The organism is Pseudomonas sp. SZ40, from assembly GCF_052958135.1.
The window spans coordinates 24,864-41,918 of record NZ_JBQWIF010000013.1; the positions used below are offsets into that span (position 1 = coordinate 24,864).

The window sequence follows — 17,055 nt, forward strand, 5'->3', positions numbered from 1 at the left end:
GAAGCAACAGCAGCGCCAGCGCGGCGCCGGTATATCGATAGATCACAGGTACGTCCTACTGATTCGGAACACTACTGGCAGCGGGTTGCGGCTGTTGTTCCTTCCAGCGCTGCAAGTTGCGTTGCAGAAGGGTTTGCGGCACGCCAGCGGCGGTGAATTCTGTCATTTTTCTGGCCAGCTGTCCGCGCAGCCAGGGGTCGTTGCACGCCGAGTTGTGCGACAGCGCCAGGTGCAGCCCCTCGCTGGAAACCGGCGGATCGAGCACCTGCAGATCGTCCTGCAGGCCCAGGGTCGAAGCCAGCGCCTGCCCCGGATAGCGCTCGTAGAGCACGTAGTCGGTACGCCCCAGCAACAGTTTCTGGAACGCCTGGGTCAGGCTGGAAACCCCTTCGAGGGTCAGGTTGTCCTTGGCATAGGTGTCGAACGTCTGCCCGAAGCTGTTGTTGACCAGCGTGTCACCGGTACGCCCCTGCAGATCGGCCCAGCCGGCATACGGGAAATCGCTGCCCTTGCGCACCCAGACCACGCTCGGCGTCGACAGGAAAGCTGGGTGAACGAAGTCCATGCTTTCCAGCCGTGATACGGTCAGGAAGGCGCCGGCGAGCATGTCGATACGCCCGGTTCGCACATCCTCCTGCGCCCTCGACCACGGCCCCGCGTAGACCACCTCGATGCCGACACCGAGCTCCTCGGAAACCGCCTTGAGCAGGTCGACGGTGGCACCGATCAGTTGCCCCGGGTTCTGCGGGTCACGCCACAGGTAAGGCGGGTACTCGGGGTTGCCGGTCGCGACCAGTCGCTCGCATTTGCCGGCAGCCTGCGCACCACCGGCCAGCAGCGAGCCGGCAAGCAACAGCACAGCTGACCTGATCAAACCTCGCTCACCCATTGGCACTCTCTCGATTCAGATATCGGCCGGACAGCCACCGGCACAAGATTCGTGACATGCTAGCTCATACTCCTTCGATATTCAGCGATAAACGCCGCATGAAGAAAATGATTCTCGCCGTATTCGTCGTCATCGCCCTCGCCGCAGGCGCGGTGCTCTACCTGTCGCCCGCGGCGCAATTGACGGCCTATCAATCCATCGAGCAGTGGCGCGCCGGGCTGCACGAGCGCAGCGTCAGCGTCAACGACCTGAACGTCAGTTATTACGAAGGTGGCCCGCAAGGTGCCGAGACCGTGCTGCTGGTTCACGGTTTCGGTGCCGACAAGAGCACCTGGCTGTGGTTCGCCCGGGATCTAACCGAGCGCTATCACGTGATTGCCGTGGACCTGCCCGGCTTCGGCGACAGTGGCCGGCCGCACGGCAGCTACGATGTCGGCACCCAGGCCGAGCGCCTGGCAGCCTTTGTCGATGCACTGTCGATAAGACGCCTGCATCTGGTTGGCCACTCCATGGGCGGGCATATCGCAGCGCTCTATGCGGCCCGCTACCCGGAGCAGGTCACCAGCCTGGCCCTGATGGCCAATGCCGGCATCGATGCGCCACGGCGTAGCGACTTCTTTCGAGGTCTGGAGGAGCGCGGCGACAACCCCCTTGTGGTGGAAAGCACGCTGCAGTTCGATCAGCTCCTCGACTGGCTGTTCGTCGCCCCGCCCCAGTTGCCGGAGCGCATCCATCAGTACCTGGCGCAACGTGCCGTCGACGACAGCGCCCATCAGCGCGTGGTTTTCGACCACCTGCGCCAACGCTACCTGCCCCTCGAGCCCGAACTGCCACGAATCAGCGCCCCCACGCTGCTGCTCTGGGGCGATCAGGATCGCATTCTGGACGTATCCAGCATCGAGGTGATGAAGCCGCTGCTGGCAGACCCGAGCGTAGTGATCATGAAGGGCTGCGGTCACGCGCCGATGCTCGAGCGCCCCGAAGAAACCGCGGCCCAGTACCTGCAATTCGTCGGTACCCATGGGGCACAGGCCACGGCCACGAAACAGTAGCCGGACGCGTAACCAGCCTGTTCCGGCGAGACAGCGAATGGATCGTCTCCTGCCGTCAGAAGAAAGGCCGCGAGATCAGCTCGAGCCCCAGAATCAGCAGAAACCACAGGAAGCACAGACGGAAATGCCTTGGACTCAGGCGCGCACGAATCGACTGCCCCAGCCACATCCCCAGCAGCGCCGGGATGACCGCCAGCGAAGACACACCCAACTGGTCGACGCGAAAGGCTCCCTGCAACAGCAAACCGCCCGCCAGCGCCAGGGTCGACACCGTGAAGGACAGGCCTAGCGCCTGCACCAGTTCGTCCTTGCTCAGGCGCAGCGCCTGCAGATAGGGAACCGCGGGCATCACGAAAACCCCGGTGCCCCCGGTGATCAGCCCAGTGACGATCCCCACCAGCGGCGACAGCGTTCGCTCCCATCGCGCGGGTACCGAGACGGCCGGAGACACCAGGGCATAGCTGGCGTAGGCCAGCAGCGCGCACCCCAGCCCGAAGGCAGACCAGGATGGATCGACCCGCACCAGCAGTGCCGTACTGCTCAGGGTGCCCAGCAGGATACCCAGCGCCATCGGCCACAGGCGGCGCAACAGACTCACCGTCGCCGGGCCCGCCAGGCTCTGCCAGAGGTTGCTGACCAGCGAGGGGATGACCAGCAGGGCCGCAGCCGCCGCTGGCGACATGAAGGTCACCATCAGGCCCATGGCAACCGTGGGCAGGCCCATGCCCGTCACGCCCTTGACCACTCCGGCCACGAGGAAGATCAACATCAGCGGTAGCAACAGGAACAAGGATTCGTTCATGCGCCCATTTGGCCTGTCAGAGCGCTTTCGCACAATCAGGATCTTTCATCGTATCCTCTGGTTTTTCCGAAGGCTGAGGAGCGCTGACATGCGACCGGATCTGGCCGACCTGCGCCTCTTCTTGTGCGTGCTGGAGGCGGGCAGCATCACCCGCGGTGCAACCCTGGCGAACCTTGCCCTGGCCTCGGCCAGCGAGCGGCTGCGCAACCTCGAGCGCGATGCTGGTGTGGCGCTGCTACTGCGCCTGCCGCGGGGCGTAGCGCCGACCGAAGCAGGTGAAGCCCTGGCGCACCATGGCCGCCTGATCCTCGACCAGCAGTCGCTGCTTCAGGACGAGTTGCGTGACTTCGCCAACGGCGCGCGGGGCACACTGCATCTGTATGCCAATACCGCGGCGCTGACCGACTTCCTCCCTCCCCGACTCGCTCCCTGGTTGGCCCAGCGCCCAGGGCTGCACCTCGAACTCAAGGAGCGCACCAGCGCCGAGATCGTCGGGCTCATCGGCAGCGGCCTGGCCGAAGCCGGTATCGTGTCCGACGCCGTCGAGGCCCAGGGCCTGCACATGCAGCCTGTGGCGAAGGATCATCTGGTTCTGATCATGCCTACCGAGCACCGCCTGGCAGACCAGACCACGCTGCAACTGGCCGATGTGCTCGACGAGCCCTTCGTCGGCCTGGCAGCAGGTAATGCCTTGCAGGACCACATCCTCGATCACGCCCGCTCGGCTGGCGGTGAGCTGACCCTGCGCATTCGCCTGAAAACCTTCGAGGGCCTGTGCCAGATGGTCGCCCATGGTGTCGGCCTGGGCATCGTCCCACTGACCACCGCCAGCCGCTACCGGCGCCGCCACGGATTGCGGACGGTATCCCTGAGCGATGACTGGGCACGCCGTCAGTTGTGCCTCTGCTTCGGTTCCTGGCAGGCGCTGTCCCCGCCCATGCGCAGCCTGCTCCTGCACCTTGGCGTCACCGCCGAAGCCGCCCTTGCCCGAGGGCTGGCAGGCAATAAAAAACCCGCTCGAATGAGCGGGTTCTCTGGGTGCTGAAACAGCTGGATCAGACCAGCTTTTCCAGCTCCGGGACGGCTTCGAACAGATCGGCGACCAGGCCATAGTCGGCAACCTGGAAGATCGGTGCTTCTTCGTCCTTGTTGATCGCGACGATCACCTTGGAGTCCTTCATGCCAGCCAGGTGCTGGATGGCACCGCTGATGCCGACCGCGATGTACAGCTGCGGAGCGACGATCTTGCCGGTCTGGCCGACCTGCATGTCGTTCGGCACGAAACCGGCGTCGACCGCGGCACGGGAAGCACCGACCGCTGCACCGAGCTTGTCGGCCAGGGTGTACAGGTGTTTGAAGTTGTCGCCGTTCTGCATGCCGCGGCCACCGGAGACCACGATCTTGGCAGCGGTCAGTTCCGGACGATCGGACTTGGCCAGCTCCTCACCGACGAACGCCGACTTGCCGGCATCGCCGCCTGCCGAAACGTTCTCGATGGCAGCGGAACCGCCTTCGGCCGCCACGGCGTCGAAACCGGTGGCACGCACGGTGATCACTTTCACGGCTGCGGAGGATTGCACGGTAGCGATGGCGTTACCGGCGTAGATCGGACGCTTGAAGGTGTCCGGGCTCTCCACGGAGACGATCTCGGAGATCTGGTCGACGTCCAGCTGTGCAGCGACGCGCGGCAGGATGTTCTTGCCGTTGCTGGTGGCGGCAGCCAGGACGTGGCTGTAGGCCTTGCCGAGCTCGGCAACCAGCGGCGCGACGTTTTCCGGCAACTGATGAGCGAATGCGGCATTGTCGGCAACCAGCACCTTGGCGACGCCAGCGATCTTGGCAGCCGCTTCAGCGGCAGCGCCAACACCCTGGCCGGCGACCAGTACGTGGATGTCGCCACCGATGGCCTGTGCGGCAGCGACGGTGTTGAGGGTCGCTGGTGCCAGCGCGGAATTGGTGTGTTCAGCGATAACCAGGATAGTCATTTAGATCACCTTCGCTTCGGTTTTCAGTTTCTCGACCAGTTCGGCAACCGACTTGACCTTGATACCCGCACCGCGTGCAGCTGGCGCTTCGACCTTGATGGTCTTGACGGTGGAGGCAGTGGAAACGCCCAGCGCGTCAGGGGTCAGGGTTTCCAGCGGCTTTTTCTTGGCCTTCATGATGTTCGGCAGCGAGGCGTAACGCGGCTCGTTCAGGCGCAGGTCGGTGGTGACGATGGCCGGCAGGTTCAGCGCAACGGTTTGCAGACCGCCGTCGATCTCACGGGTGACGTTGACCTTGTCGCCGCTGACTTCCACCTTGGAGGCGAAGGTACCCTGGGCGTAGCCGGTCAGCGCAGCCAGCATCTGGCCGGTCTGGTTGTTGTCGCTGTCGATGGCCTGCTTGCCGAGGATGACAAGCTGCGGCTGCTCCTTGTCGACCACTGCCTTGAGCAGCTTGGCGACCGCCAGGGAGTTCAGCTCTTCGGCCGACTCGACCAGCACGGCGCGATCGGCGCCCAGTGCCAGTGCGGTACGCAGTTGTTCCTGCGCCTGGGCAGGGCCGATGGAGACGACCACGATTTCACTGGCGACGCCCTTCTCTTTCAGGCGCACGGCCTCTTCAACGGCGATTTCGCAGAAAGGGTTCATCGACATCTTGACGTTGGCAAGATCGACGCCACTGTTGTCCGGTTTGACGCGAACCTTGACGTTGTAATCGACCACTCGTTTGACAGCTACAAGAACCTTCATGGATTCCTCGTTACTCTCCGGTGAATAGGAATGTCGCCAGAAGCGAGCATGCGGGTGATGCAGACAAGCAGACACCATAGCTCAGGCGGCGAGCGCAAAACCGCCCGTATCTTGACCGTCACACCTGGCTCGGTCAATACGCCCTGGCTGCGAGCCATTCGTGTTGTAGCTCGATTCTAGCAGGCCTACAGAAAATTCAAACAAACGTTTGTATTGGCCCTAATCGAGGCTGGCTATATACTGCGCGAGCGTGCCTTGGGAAGGTTGCTGGCTCGCCATGAAAAATTAGAGAGCCTTGATGAGGAGATAGCCCGTGGAACGCGAATTTATGGAGTTCGACGTCGTCATCGTCGGCGCTGGCCCTGCCGGCCTGTCCGCCGCTTGCCGTCTGAAGCAGAAGGCCGCCGAGGCTGGCCAGGAAATCAGCGTCTGCGTGGTCGAGAAAGGCTCCGAAGTGGGTGCCCACATCCTTTCCGGCGCGGTCTTCGAGCCACGCGCCCTGGACGAACTGTTCCCCGACTGGAAGGAACTGGGCGCGCCGCTGAATACGCCGGTCAAAGGCGACGACATCTACGTGCTGAAAGATGCCGACAGCTCCGTCAAGGTTCCGGGCTTCTTCGTGCCCAAGACCATGCACAACGAAGGCAACTATATCATCTCCCTCGGCAATCTGTGCCGCTGGCTGGCCCAGCAGGCGGAGAATCTCGGCGTGGAAATCTACCCGGGTTTCGCCGCTCAGGAAGCGCTGATCGATGAAAGCGGTGTGGTTCGCGGCATCGTCACCGGCGACCTGGGCGTCGACCGCGAAGGCAACCCCAAGGAAGGCTATTACACCCCCGGCATGGAACTGCGCGCCAAGTACACGCTGTTCGCCGAAGGCTGCCGTGGCCACCTTGGCAAGCAACTGATCAAGAAATACAACCTCGACAGCGAAGCCGACGCCCAGCACTACGGCATCGGCATCAAGGAAATCTGGGACATCGACCCGAGCAAGCACCAGCAAGGCCTGGTGGTGCACACCGCCGGTTGGCCGATGGACATCATGGGCACCGAGAACACCGGCGGCTCCTTCCTCTATCACCTGGAAAACAACCAGGTGGTGGTCGGCCTGATCATCGACCTGTGCTACGCGAACCCGCACCTGTCGCCGTTCGACGAGTTCCAGCGCCTCAAGCACCACCCGGTATTCAAGCAATACCTGGAAGGCGGCAAGCGTGTCGCCTACGGCGCCCGCGCCATTGCCAAGGGCGGCCTGAACTCGCTGCCGAAGATGGTATTCCCAGGTGGCGCCCTGATCGGCTGCGATCTCGGCACCCTCAACTTCGCCAAGATCAAGGGCAGCCACACCGCCATGAAATCCGGCATGCTGGCTGCCGAGGCCATCGCCGAGGCCCTGGCCGCTGGCCGTCAGGGTGGCGACGAGCTGGGCAACTACGTCGACGCCTTCAAGGCCAGTTGGCTGTACGACGAACTGTTCCGCAGCCGCAACTTCGGCGCGGCGATCCACAAGTACGGCGCCGTGGTCGGTGGCGGCATCAACTGGGTCGACCAGAACCTGTTCGGCGGCAAGCTGCCCTTCACCCTGCACGACGACAAGCCGGACTACGCCTGCCTCAAGCCTGCGGCCCAGAGCAAGAAGATCGACTACCCGAAACCGGACGGCAAGCTCAGCTTCGACAAACTGAGCTCGGTGTTTCTGTCCAACACCAACCACGAAGAGGAGCAGCCCTGCCACCTCAAGCTGGCCGACCCGAGCATTCCGATCGACAAGAACCTGCCGCTGTACGACGAACCGGCGCAGCGCTACTGCCCGGCCGGCGTGTACGAAGTGGTCGCCAACGACGATGGCAGCAAGCGCTTCCAGATCAACGCGCAGAACTGCGTGCACTGCAAGACCTGCGACATCAAGGACCCGGCCCAGAACATCACCTGGGTGGCGCCGGAAGGGACGGGTGGGCCTAACTACCCCAACATGTAAGGATCTGCGCACAATCTGCTGCGCGTCGGCCCTGCAGCGTTTAAAACAGGCTCGGAATGCTCATTTACAACTCGTAAACTCCGCTTCCTCGCCTGTTTTTGCCTTGCAGGGCTCTAGCTCGCTAGATCGTGCACAAATCTTGGCTATTGAAAGGCTCCCACGGGAGCCTTTTTCATGGGCCCTAGTCCAGCGGCCCGATGGGAAAGAACACGCCACCACTCCACACGCCCAGCCATGGCTGGCCGTCGATTTCACGGGCTTGCGCCAACTCGACCAACTGGTAGAAAACGTTGCGATGGATCAGCGCGTCCAGGTTGGCGCGCACGTGCACGTAGGGCGATGGTTCCTGAGTCTGCGCGTCCAGCTCGACCCGCAACGGATGCTCATCACCCGCCTCGACCTCGTCGCCGACATTGCTGACGAAGCGCAGCACCTGCCCTTCACCCTGCCCCGTCACCTGCACGGAGATTGCCACGAAAGGCGCGTCATCGACCTTGATGCCGACCTTCTCTACCGGCGTGACCAGAAAGTAGTCGTCGCCATCACGGCGAATGATCGTCGAGAACAGCCGCACCATGGCTGGCCGACCGATGGGCGTACCCATGTAGAACCATGAGCCGTCGCGGGCGATACGCATATCGATATCGCCGCAGAAATCGGGATTCCACAGATGCACCGGCGGCATGCCCTTGCTGCCTGCTGGCGGAATCTGCGCCAGCAGATCGCCGGCCTTGTCGCGTTCACTCATTACCCTTCCTCACGCTCCGAGGAGCACCAGGCGGCAGTGCCCTCAACGACTGAATCCGAGCAGTGTACGCGCATAATCCTCGAGCGGCGCCCGGATCAGGTCTTCGGGCCTGGCGTCGTAGAACGTCAGGAATCCGCCACGACTGTGAATTCGCGCGGTGTCCACCAGATAGCGGGTGTTGGTTTCGATCAGCATCAACTGCAGCACGCTGCGGTCGGTACCGAGACGATCGAAGGCCTCCTGATCTTCCCACTCCTCCATGGTGCCGATGCGGTCATCGGCATAGGCGAAACGGGTGTAGAGCAGATAGTGGGCACCGGCGGCGCGGGCTTCGCCCAGCGCCTCATCCAGGCCGACAGGCGCCTTGGCGCGACGTACCATGGGAAAGTATTCGACGAAACCGCGGAACGCTTCCTCGGCCACCACGTTGGGCCGCGGATAGGCGTGCTTGCCACTTGGCGCGAAGTGGCCCTGAGCGATGTAGATGAACGAGTCACCCTGCAGCCGCCAGGACGCCGAGCGCCGCACCTTGCTGTGATCCAGCACGCCCGCGTCACGCAGGTGGTAGGTGGCGCCATCGGCCATGTCGCTGACATTCATGCAGCCAGTAAGGCTCAGCAATAGGGCCAGGGCGAAAAGATTACGCATGTGAACTCTCCCGAGACCGGCGACGGAAAACCGGCGAATGACTGCTCCAAGCAGGTTTCGCGCCAGTCGGCTCACTCGTCGCCCGAATCGGCCGGAGGGGTCAGGCGGGAGGCGTCTCGCTGTCTCGCTTGCGCTTGTTGCCCATGCGCACGCCGATATCCATCAGGAACTGGAAGAAGCCTTCCTGATCTTCCAGCACATTGCTCCAGAACGGCGAGTGATAGAGCGCCACGGCCCCATGCACCAGTGCCCAGGCAGCGCAATAGTGGAAGTACGGGGGTACGTCTTCGAGCTTGCCCTCGGCGATACGCCCCTTGATCAACTGGGTGAGGCGCTCGAAGTTGGAGGCGCGGATGCTGTGCAGCTGCTCCACCAGCTCAGGTACCTGATTGCCCTTGACCACCTTCTCTTCCAGGCGATCGAACAGCCGGTAGCGTTGCGGGTCGCGCATGCGGAATTCGAAATAGGCCCGCGACAGCGCTTCCTTGTCACGGTCGATATCGGACGAATGCAGCAACTCGTTCAGATCACGCTCGTAGTCGAGCATCAGCCGCAGGTAGATCTCCGCCTTCGACTTGAAATGCTTGTAGATGGTGCCTTTGCCGATACCCACAGCGTCGGCAATCATCTCCACGGTCACGCTGTCCTCGCCCTGCTCGAGGAAGAGTTTCAGAGCGATGTCGAGAATCTCCTGCTCGCGGCGGCGAAACTCACGGATCTTGCGGGGTTCTTTCTGCATAAGGAAATGACAAGGTCGTAATTCAAGTCCGGTATTATGCCTAACTAACGCCAAATTGCACGGATCACGCGCTCATGAATGCCATCATCGACGAGTTTCCCCAACCGGACGATCTCTACTACCTGAACCACGCTGCGGTCGCCCCCTGGCCGGCACGCACCGCACGGGCCGTAGAACGCTTCGCCCGGGAGAACATCACCACCGGCGCCCGTGATTATCCGCAATGGCTGGAAACAGAACGGCGCCTGCGCGAGCGCCTGGCGCGCCTGCTAAACGCCCCCTCGCGAGCCGACATCGCGCTGCTCAAGAACACCTCGGAAGCCCTGTCGTTCGTGGCCTTCGGCCTGGACTGGCGCGACGGTGACCAGGTCATCATCAGCACCGAGGAGTTCCCATCCAACCGCATCGTCTGGGAAGCGCTGCGCCCGCAGGGCGTTGAAGTCGTCCAGGTCGACCTGCAGGACGGCGATGCCGAAAGCGCCCTGCTCGCCGCCTGTACGCCGCGCACCCGCCTGATGGCCATCAGTGCGGTGCAATACGCCAGCGGGTTGCGCCTGGACCTCGATCGCCTGGGAGCCGGCTGCAGGCAGCGCGGCGTTCTGCTCTGCGTCGATGCCATCCAGCAGCTGGGTGCCATGAGCATGGATGTGCAAAGCAGTGGCTGCGCCTTTGCCATGGCCGACGGCCACAAGTGGTTGCTCGGCCCTGAAGGCCTGGGCGTGTTCTATTGCCGTCAGGACCTGCGCGAGCAGTTGACCCTGCACGAATACGGCTGGCACATGCTCGAGCACGCTGGCGACTACGACCGTGACGACTGGCAGCCGGCCCGCAGCGCCAGACGCTTCGAATGCGGCAGCCCCAACATGCTCGGCGCCATGGCGCTGGAAGCGAGCCTTTCGCTGCTCGAGGAGGTCGGCATGGCACACGTCGAGCAGGCGGTGCACGAGCGCGTGCAGTGGCTGCTCGACGGCCTGCGGGACATCCCGGGGGTGCAGATGCGCAGCATCGTCGAGCGCGAAAAGCGCGCCGGCATCCTGACCTTCGCCATGGATGGCTGGGACAATCGCGCGCTGCACGAACGTCTCAAGCGCGAACAGATCATCTGCGCTCAGCGCGGTGGGGGTATCCGCTTGTCGCCGCACTTCTACACCGAGCCGCGGATCATCGAGCACACCCTGAAGCTGCTGCGTCAGCTTGCCAGCGAATAAGCACTCAGCAGCGGGAAAAGTATTCCAAATCCGTTTAAAGGCGGGGATGGACGTCTGCCGCACATGGCCAATACTTCAGATACCGGTGCGACATACCCCCCCAAGTGTCGCAGCGGCCGGAGTGCCGAGGACCGCGCACTTCGCTTGACTCCTAAAGGTCTTGACCCGGCTTCTGCGCGAAACCGGGTTTTTTTTGCGCGCGATCCCGGTGGCGACGACTCAGGCCACCCGGGCCAGCGGGAACAGGCGCTTGAAGTTCTCCCCCGTCTGCCGCGCCAGCTCTTCGTAACTGACACCACGCAACACCGCCAGGTACTCGGCGACATCACGCACGTACTCCGGCAGGTTTGGCTTGCCACGATGGGGAATGGGCGCCAGATAAGGGGAATCGGTCTCCACAAGCAGGCGATCGGCGGGCACCTGACGGGCGACTTCGCGCAATGCATCGGCATTGCGGAAGGTGACGATACCGGACAGCGAAATGTAGAAGCCGATATCCAGGGCCGCCCTGGCCATCTCCCAGTCCTCGGTAAAACAGTGCAGCACGCCGCCCTGGGGCAGCGCCGCCTCGCGCAGCAGCGTCAGGGTGTCGGCACGGGCCTCGCGGGTATGCACGATCACCGGTTTGCCGGTGATCTGAGCGGCTTGCAGGTGCAGGCGGAAAGCCTCCTGTTGCAGCTCAGCCGCTTCCGGTTCGTAGTGATAGTCCAGGCCGGTTTCACCGATGGCGACCACCCCTGGGTGGTCCAGCTCGGTGAGCAGCCAGTCCAGCGCCGGTGCGCTGCCTGGCTCGAGATCGAGCGGATGGATGCCGACGGAGCAGTCGACGTCGGCGTAGCGCTGCGCCAATTCGCGCACGGTGGCAGCGTTATCGGCACTCACGCCAATGCACAGGAAGTGGCCGACACCACGAGCGCGGGCGGCTGCCAGTGCTTCGTCCAGCGAACCGCCGCGGGCGGCCAGGTCGAGACGATCGAGGTGGCAGTGGGAATCTATGAGCATAAATCAGAGCCTCGAGCGGCAAGCGTGGCGACGCACGGGATCAGGCAGACGGCGAGGCCTGCCGATCATCCGTGACCACCTGCTTGCCGTCGTTACATCGTATGGGTGGGGCGATCGGACTTGAGGGCGCCTGCCAGGTAGGTCTCGATCTTGTTGCGAGCGGTGTTGTCGCCCTCGTTGAACTGTACGCCCACGCCTGCAGCGCGGTTGCCCTGGGCGCCCTTCGGAGTGATCCACACCACCTTGCCGGCGACCGGGATCTTTTCCGGCTCGTCCATCAGGTTGAGCAGCATGAACACTTCATCGCCGAGCTTGTAGCTCTTGTTCGTGGGAATGAACAGGCCGCCATTCTTGATGAAGGGCATGTAGGCGGCATAGAGCACGGATTTGTCCTTGATGGTCAGGGACAGGATGCCGTTACGGGGCCCCAGATTGGGTGGCAAGCTCATGCGTGATTCCTGATGTCGAAACGTGGTCTCGATTCTAGCCCGGTCCAGGCAGGCTTGCCCACTGCACCAGCAAGGCTTCGAGAAGCAGAACACGGTTGAGGTTGGCCTTGCCCAGCACTTTCTGCCGCTGCTGCAGCAACCACTCCTGAATATTCAACACTTTGCCCTGGGGCGCTTTCTGCGCCAGGTACTGCACGACCTTGCTCATGTCCGTCGGGCCTAGCCCCTGTTCGTCCTGGGTGAGCTGGTAGCGCAGGATCAGATGAGCCCAGTCACAGAACCAGTCGAACAGCAGCGGCAGGGGCACGGCGTTCCAGCTCTCGGCCAGCTGGCTGGCGGAAATCTGCTGCTTGTGCAGCTTCTTCACGCCCTCGGCGACCAGCGCACGCTGCTCACGCACGCCTTGTGCCTGCAGCCTGACCGCTGCCAGCGGGGAACCTGCAGCCAGGTACAGCAGCTCGCGAATTTCATGCTCGGAAGTGCCCGGCAGCGCCTCGCTCAACCACTGCAAGCTCACCGCTTCGCTGGGCAGCGGGCAGGCCTGCTGTACGCAACGGCTCTTGATGGTCGGCAGCAGACGGCTCGGCTGGTGACTGATCAACAGCAGCACGGTGTCGCCCGAAGGCTCCTCCAGGCTCTTGAGCAGAGCGTTGGCGGCGTTCAGGTTCATCGCCTCGGCAGGCTCGATGAGAATCACCTTGCGCCCCCCGAGCTGCGCCGTCTGCACCACGAAATTGACCAACGCACGCACCTGATCGACCTTGATCGGTTTGTCGGCCTCTTCCGGCTCGAGCACGTAGTTGTCCGGGTGGCTGCCGGCAGCCAGCAGATGGCACGACTTGCACTGCCCGCAGGCCTGCTGCGCCACCGGCGACTTGCACAGCAACAGCGCCATCAGGCGCTCGGCCAGCGCCCGCTTGCCGATGCCAGCGGGGCCATGCAGCAGGTAGGCGTGGGCATGTTGCGCGCGCCCGGCGAGTTGCTGCCAGAGCTCCGCCTGCCAGGGATAGACATCAGCCACGCTGCAGCTCCAGCAATTGCGGCAGCAGCGCATCGAGGTCACGTTGCACGGCCTCGAGCGATTGGGCGGCATCGAGAATGCGATAGCGCGCCGGCTCGGCCCTGGCCCGCTGCAGGTAGGTACTGCGCACAGCTTCGAAGAAATCGCGACCTTCCTGCTCGAAGCGGTCCAGACGACCACGGGCTGCCGCCCGTGCCAGGCCGACCTCGACCGGCAGATCGAACACCAGAGTCAGATCTGGGCGCAGCGCACCCTGAACGAAATTCTCCAGTTGGGCGATGCGCTGCACATCCAGGCCACGGCCCCCGCCCTGATAGGCGTAGGTCGCATCGGTGAAGCGGTCACACAGCACCACCGCACCACGCTGCAGAGCCGGCACGATCACCTGGGCCAGATGCTGAGCGCGTGCCGCGAACACCAGCAGCAGCTCGGTATCGCTGGCCATGCGTTCGTCACTGGGCGCCAGCAGCAGCTCGCGTACTCGCTCGGCCAGCGGGGTGCCGCCGGGTTCGCGGGTCAGCAGCACATCGACGCCCTGCTCGCGCAACAGCGCCGCCAGGTACTCCCGATTGGTGCTCTTGCCGGCGCCCTCGGGGCCTTCCAGGGTGATAAACAAGCCGCTCACTGGTTGTCCTTATCGCTGTTCTGGGGAGTTGGCGCAGGGCTGGAACGGTAGTCCGCACGGCGCTTCAACTGATATTCACGGACGGCACGGTTATGCGCGTCGAGGGTTTCCGAAAAGACGTGGCTGCCGTCGCCACGGGCGACGAAGTACAGGGTCTTGCCCGGCACGGGGTGCAGCGCCGCATTGATCGCCTCACGGCCGACCAGGGCAATGGGCGTCGGCGGCATGCCGTCGATGGTATAGGTGTTGTAGGGCGTTGGCTCACGCAGATGGGCACGCGTGATGCGCCCCTGGTAGCGCTCACCGAGGCCGAAGATAACCGTCGGGTCGGTCTGCAGGCGCATACCGGTGGCCAGGCGCCTTACGAACACCCCGGCGATTTCACCACGCTCCTCGGGCACGCCGGTTTCCTTCTCGATCATCGAGGCCATGATCAGCGCCTCGTAGGGATCCTTGTAAGGCAGAGAATCGGCGCGGTTCGCCCACTCTTCGTCGAGTACCACCTGCAGACGCTTGTGAGCCTGCTTGAGCAGATCCACATCGCTCATACCGCGTACATAGCGGTAGGTATCGGGGAAGAAGCGCCCCTCGGGGTTGAGGCCCGGCAGGCCAAGCTTGGCCATCAGCTCGGCATCGCTCAGCTCACTGAGGGTCAGTTCCAGCTTGTCCTGACGCGCCAGCGCTGCACGCACCTGACGAAAGCTCCAGCCCTCCACCAGGGTCAGGCTGTACTGCACCACTTCACCGCGGCGCCACAGGTCGAGCAGATCACGCGCGCGCAGGTCGGGGGTCAGGCGGTATTCACCGCTGTGCAGCGGCTGGCCCTGCAGGTTGAAGCGCCAGTACAGGCGCAACCACAGTGCACCGTCGATCACACCGTCCGCTTCCAGGCGATTGAGCACGCCACCAGGCGTGGCACCGACAGGCACTTCGATCAGGCGCTCCTCACCGAGCGCCAGAGGCTGCTCTAGGGCGCGGTGCTGTTGCCAGGCCACGAAGCCCAGGGTGAGACCGGCCAGCGCCACGGCAATTTCCAGCAGCAACAGTAATTTGCGAATCACGAATCAGCAGTCCAGTAGATGACGAGCAATGCCCTGCAGTTTACGGGTGAGCGGCCCGACCGGCCAGTGACGGCCTTGCAACTCGCGGACCGGCCACACGCCGTACAGGCTGTTGCAGAGAAAGACTTCATCCGCGGCCAGCAGTTCGTCCATCTGCACATCGCCCACCTGGCAGCTGACACCCAGGGCCTGCGCCTGCTCCAGCAGCTCGGCACGCATCACCCCGGCCACGCCGCAGCGGCTCAACTCGGGAGTCGAGAGCACGCCATCACGCACCAGGAACAGATTGCTGAACACCGCCTCGACCACCCGCCCCGACACATCGCGCATCAATCCTTCAGCGTGCTCGGCGTCCTGCCACTCGGCGCGGGCCAGTACCTGCTCCAGGCGATTGAGGTGCTTGAGGCCGGCCAGCAGCGGCTGCTCGGCGAGGCGGGTTTCACAGGGAAACAGGCGAATACCGTTGTCGCCGTGCTGCGGCGGGTAAGCCGGCATGGCGCCAGCCTGAAGGATGTGTCGTGGTGATCCGGCAGATGGAGCGTACCCCCGCTGGCCATCACCGCGGGTGACGATCAGCTTGGCAACGCCCTGCCCCAGCTCGGCACAGAAGGCCGACAGCTCGCTGCGCAGGCGCGCGGCATCCAGATCGATGCGCAGCCGTGCACAGCCTGCCGTAACCCGTGCCAGGTGGCGCTCCAGCAGTACCGGGCGACCGCCCTGCACGGCCATGGTCTCGAACAGGCCGTCACCGTAGGCCAGGCCGCGGTCCACGAGGGGCAGCGACGTGGCCAGCCGGCCATCGACCCAGGTGAGCATCAATCAGCGTACCGGCGGAATACCAGCGAGCCATTGGTACCACCGAACCCGAAGGAGTTGGACAGCGCCACCTCGATCGGCATCTTGCGTGCTTCGTGCGGCACGAAGTCCAGGTCACAGCCCTCGTCCGGCTCATCCAGATTGATGGTTGGCGGTGCTACCTGATCACGCAGCGCCAGCACACTGAAGATCGCCTCCACCGCCCCCGCTGCACCCAGCAGGTGACCGGTCATCGATTTGGTCGAGCTGACGGCCAGGGCGTGAGCATGATCGCCGAACACCGACTTGATCGCCGCCACTTCGGCCTTGTCGCCAGCCGAGGTCGAGGTGCCGTGGGCGTTGATGTATTGCACGTCCGACGGCTGAATACCCGCATCGCGCAGAGCGTTGGCCATGCAGCGCGCCGCACCGGCACCGTCTTCGGGTGGCGAGGTCATGTGGAAGGCGTCGCCGCTCATGCCGAAACCGATCAGCTCGGCGTAGATGGTCGCGCCACGGGCCTTGGCGTGTTCGAGCTCCTCGAGCACCAGTGCTCCGGCGCCGTCGGACAGCACGAAGCCATCACGTCCCTTGTCCCACGGGCGGCTCGCCTTGGTCGGCTCGTCGTTGCGGGTGGACAGTGCGCGAGCCGCTCCGAAGCCGCCCATGCCCAGACCACAGGCAGCCATTTCGGCACCGCCGGCGATCATCACGTCGGCCTCGCCATAAGCGATGTTGCGCGCCGCCATGCCGATGCAGTGGGTACCCGTGGTACAGGCGGTGGCGATGGCGTAGTTGGGGCCCTGCAGACCCAGGTGGATCGACAGGAAACCGGAAATCATGTTGATGATCGAGCCAGGCACGAAGAACGGCGAAATACGCCGCGGCCCTTGCTCCTGCAACGACTTGCAGTTGTTCTCGATGTTGGTCAGGCCGCCGATGCCGGAGCCCATGGCCACACCGATACGATCACGATTGGCGTCGGTGATTTCCAGGCCGGCATCGCGCGCCGCCTGAAAGCTGGCCGCCAGACCGTACTGAATGAATAGGTCGAGCTTGCGCGCCTCTTTGGCGGACAGATACGGCTCGACATCGAAATTCTTTACCGAACCACCAAAGCGGGTGGAAAAGGCGGAAAGATCCGTGTGTTCGATCAGGCCGATGCCACTGCGGCCGGCCAGAATGCCCTGCCAGCTGCTCGGCACATCGTTACCCAGCGGCGACAACATGCCCATACCGGTAACCACGACGCGTCTACGCGACACAGCAATCTCCTCTTATCAGGTTTTTCGACGCCTCGATG

At 63.6% G+C, this 17,055-nt stretch carries 18 protein-coding genes; 4 read left to right on the plus strand and 14 right to left on the minus strand.

Going from position 1 to position 17,055, the window contains the following annotated elements; all coding sequences use genetic code 11:
- Positions 1 to 55: 55 nt before the first annotated feature.
- Positions 56 to 889 (minus strand): substrate-binding periplasmic protein, encoded by an 834-nt coding sequence (locus tag ACT9T4_RS12505; RefSeq protein ID WP_042556680.1) that lies wholly within the window; start codon positions 887 to 889, stop codon positions 56 to 58.
- A 98-nt stretch (positions 890 to 987) separates the two neighbouring features.
- Between ACT9T4_RS12505 and ACT9T4_RS12510 the strand changes: the two genes are divergently transcribed.
- Complete coding sequence (locus ACT9T4_RS12510; RefSeq protein WP_042556681.1) at positions 988 to 1,941, plus strand: alpha/beta fold hydrolase; 954 nt, start codon at positions 988 to 990, stop codon at positions 1,939 to 1,941.
- A gap of 55 nt (positions 1,942 to 1,996) precedes the next feature.
- Here ACT9T4_RS12510 and ACT9T4_RS12515 read toward each other — a convergent pair whose 3' ends face one another.
- The gene (locus tag ACT9T4_RS12515) at positions 1,997 to 2,743 is read right to left on the minus strand and encodes a sulfite exporter TauE/SafE family protein (RefSeq protein WP_499117220.1); all 747 of its coding nucleotides are present in this window, start codon (positions 2,741 to 2,743) and stop codon (positions 1,997 to 1,999) included.
- An 88-nt stretch (positions 2,744 to 2,831) separates the two neighbouring features.
- Between ACT9T4_RS12515 and ACT9T4_RS12520 the strand changes: the two genes are divergently transcribed.
- Positions 2,832 to 3,788 carry a LysR family transcriptional regulator gene (locus ACT9T4_RS12520; protein ID WP_499117222.1) on the plus strand — a complete coding sequence of 319 codons (957 nt, stop codon included), beginning with the start codon at positions 2,832 to 2,834 and terminating at the stop codon, positions 3,786 to 3,788.
- Positions 3,789 to 3,798: 10 nt separating this feature from the next.
- Here the strand turns inward: ACT9T4_RS12520 and ACT9T4_RS12525 are convergent, their stop codons facing one another.
- Together ACT9T4_RS12525 and ACT9T4_RS12530 are read right to left on the minus strand one after the other, a co-directional pair.
- A complete protein-coding gene (locus tag ACT9T4_RS12525) occupies positions 3,799 to 4,728 on the minus strand; it encodes an electron transfer flavoprotein subunit alpha/FixB family protein (protein ID WP_042556684.1) in 930 nt (309 codons plus the stop codon).
- The gene (locus tag ACT9T4_RS12530; RefSeq protein ID WP_042556685.1) at positions 4,729 to 5,478 is read right to left on the minus strand and encodes an electron transfer flavoprotein subunit beta/FixA family protein; all 750 of its coding nucleotides are present in this window, start codon (positions 5,476 to 5,478) and stop codon (positions 4,729 to 4,731) included. It lies immediately after the preceding gene.
- Between the two features lie 313 nt (positions 5,479 to 5,791).
- Between ACT9T4_RS12530 and ACT9T4_RS12535 the strand changes: the two genes are divergently transcribed.
- Positions 5,792 to 7,456, plus strand: a complete 1,665-nt coding sequence (locus tag ACT9T4_RS12535; protein ID WP_499117224.1) for an electron transfer flavoprotein-ubiquinone oxidoreductase — start codon at positions 5,792 to 5,794, stop codon at positions 7,454 to 7,456.
- A 181-nt stretch (positions 7,457 to 7,637) separates the two neighbouring features.
- Here ACT9T4_RS12535 and ACT9T4_RS12540 read toward each other — a convergent pair whose 3' ends face one another.
- The 3 genes from ACT9T4_RS12540 to ACT9T4_RS12550 all read right to left on the minus strand — a co-directional run bounded on the left by ACT9T4_RS12540 (position 7,638) and on the right by ACT9T4_RS12550 (position 9,591).
- Positions 7,638 to 8,204, minus strand: coding sequence for a DUF1285 domain-containing protein (locus ACT9T4_RS12540; protein WP_499117226.1), 567 nt, complete (start codon positions 8,202 to 8,204; stop codon positions 7,638 to 7,640).
- Between the two features lie 42 nt (positions 8,205 to 8,246).
- A complete protein-coding gene (locus ACT9T4_RS12545) occupies positions 8,247 to 8,852 on the minus strand; it encodes a DUF4823 domain-containing protein (protein WP_499117228.1) in 606 nt (201 codons plus the stop codon).
- A 100-nt stretch (positions 8,853 to 8,952) separates the two neighbouring features.
- The gene (locus ACT9T4_RS12550) at positions 8,953 to 9,591 is read right to left on the minus strand and encodes a TetR/AcrR family transcriptional regulator (RefSeq protein ID WP_027906448.1); all 639 of its coding nucleotides are present in this window, start codon (positions 9,589 to 9,591) and stop codon (positions 8,953 to 8,955) included.
- Positions 9,592 to 9,665: 74 nt separating this feature from the next.
- Here ACT9T4_RS12550 and ACT9T4_RS12555 point away from each other — a divergent pair, with 74 nt between their 5' ends.
- Entirely contained in the window at positions 9,666 to 10,799 is a 1,134-nt protein-coding gene (locus ACT9T4_RS12555) for an aminotransferase class V-fold PLP-dependent enzyme (protein ID WP_042556689.1), read from the plus strand.
- A gap of 219 nt (positions 10,800 to 11,018) precedes the next feature.
- On the opposite strand, the gene ACT9T4_RS12560 is transcribed toward ACT9T4_RS12555, so the two are convergent.
- The 7 genes from ACT9T4_RS12560 to fabF form a co-directional block, all read right to left on the minus strand.
- Positions 11,019 to 11,801: a TatD family hydrolase gene (locus ACT9T4_RS12560; protein WP_179537945.1), complete on the minus strand. Its 783-nt coding sequence runs from the start codon at positions 11,799 to 11,801 to the stop codon at positions 11,019 to 11,021.
- Between the two features lie 92 nt (positions 11,802 to 11,893).
- A complete protein-coding gene (locus ACT9T4_RS12565; RefSeq protein ID WP_042556691.1) occupies positions 11,894 to 12,250 on the minus strand; it encodes a PilZ domain-containing protein in 357 nt (118 codons plus the stop codon).
- Between the two features lie 34 nt (positions 12,251 to 12,284).
- The gene (locus ACT9T4_RS12570) at positions 12,285 to 13,271 is read right to left on the minus strand and encodes a DNA polymerase III subunit delta' (protein ID WP_499117232.1); all 987 of its coding nucleotides are present in this window, start codon (positions 13,269 to 13,271) and stop codon (positions 12,285 to 12,287) included.
- Positions 13,264 to 13,896 (minus strand): dTMP kinase, encoded by a 633-nt coding sequence (gene tmk, locus ACT9T4_RS12575; protein WP_042556693.1) that lies wholly within the window; start codon positions 13,894 to 13,896, stop codon positions 13,264 to 13,266. The genes ACT9T4_RS12570 and tmk overlap by 8 nt, the downstream gene beginning before the upstream one ends.
- Complete coding sequence (gene mltG, locus ACT9T4_RS12580; protein ID WP_499117234.1) at positions 13,893 to 14,957, minus strand: endolytic transglycosylase MltG; 1,065 nt, start codon at positions 14,955 to 14,957, stop codon at positions 13,893 to 13,895. Before mltG ends, tmk begins: the two co-directional genes overlap by 4 nt.
- A 3-nt stretch (positions 14,958 to 14,960) precedes the next feature.
- The gene (gene pabC, locus ACT9T4_RS12585) at positions 14,961 to 15,773 is read right to left on the minus strand and encodes an aminodeoxychorismate lyase (RefSeq protein ID WP_042556695.1); all 813 of its coding nucleotides are present in this window, start codon (positions 15,771 to 15,773) and stop codon (positions 14,961 to 14,963) included.
- Positions 15,773 to 17,017, minus strand: coding sequence for a beta-ketoacyl-ACP synthase II (gene fabF / locus ACT9T4_RS12590; RefSeq protein ID WP_179537884.1), 1,245 nt, complete (start codon positions 17,015 to 17,017; stop codon positions 15,773 to 15,775). The genes pabC and fabF overlap by 1 nt, the downstream gene beginning before the upstream one ends.
- Between the last annotated feature and the right edge of the window lie 38 nt (positions 17,018 to 17,055).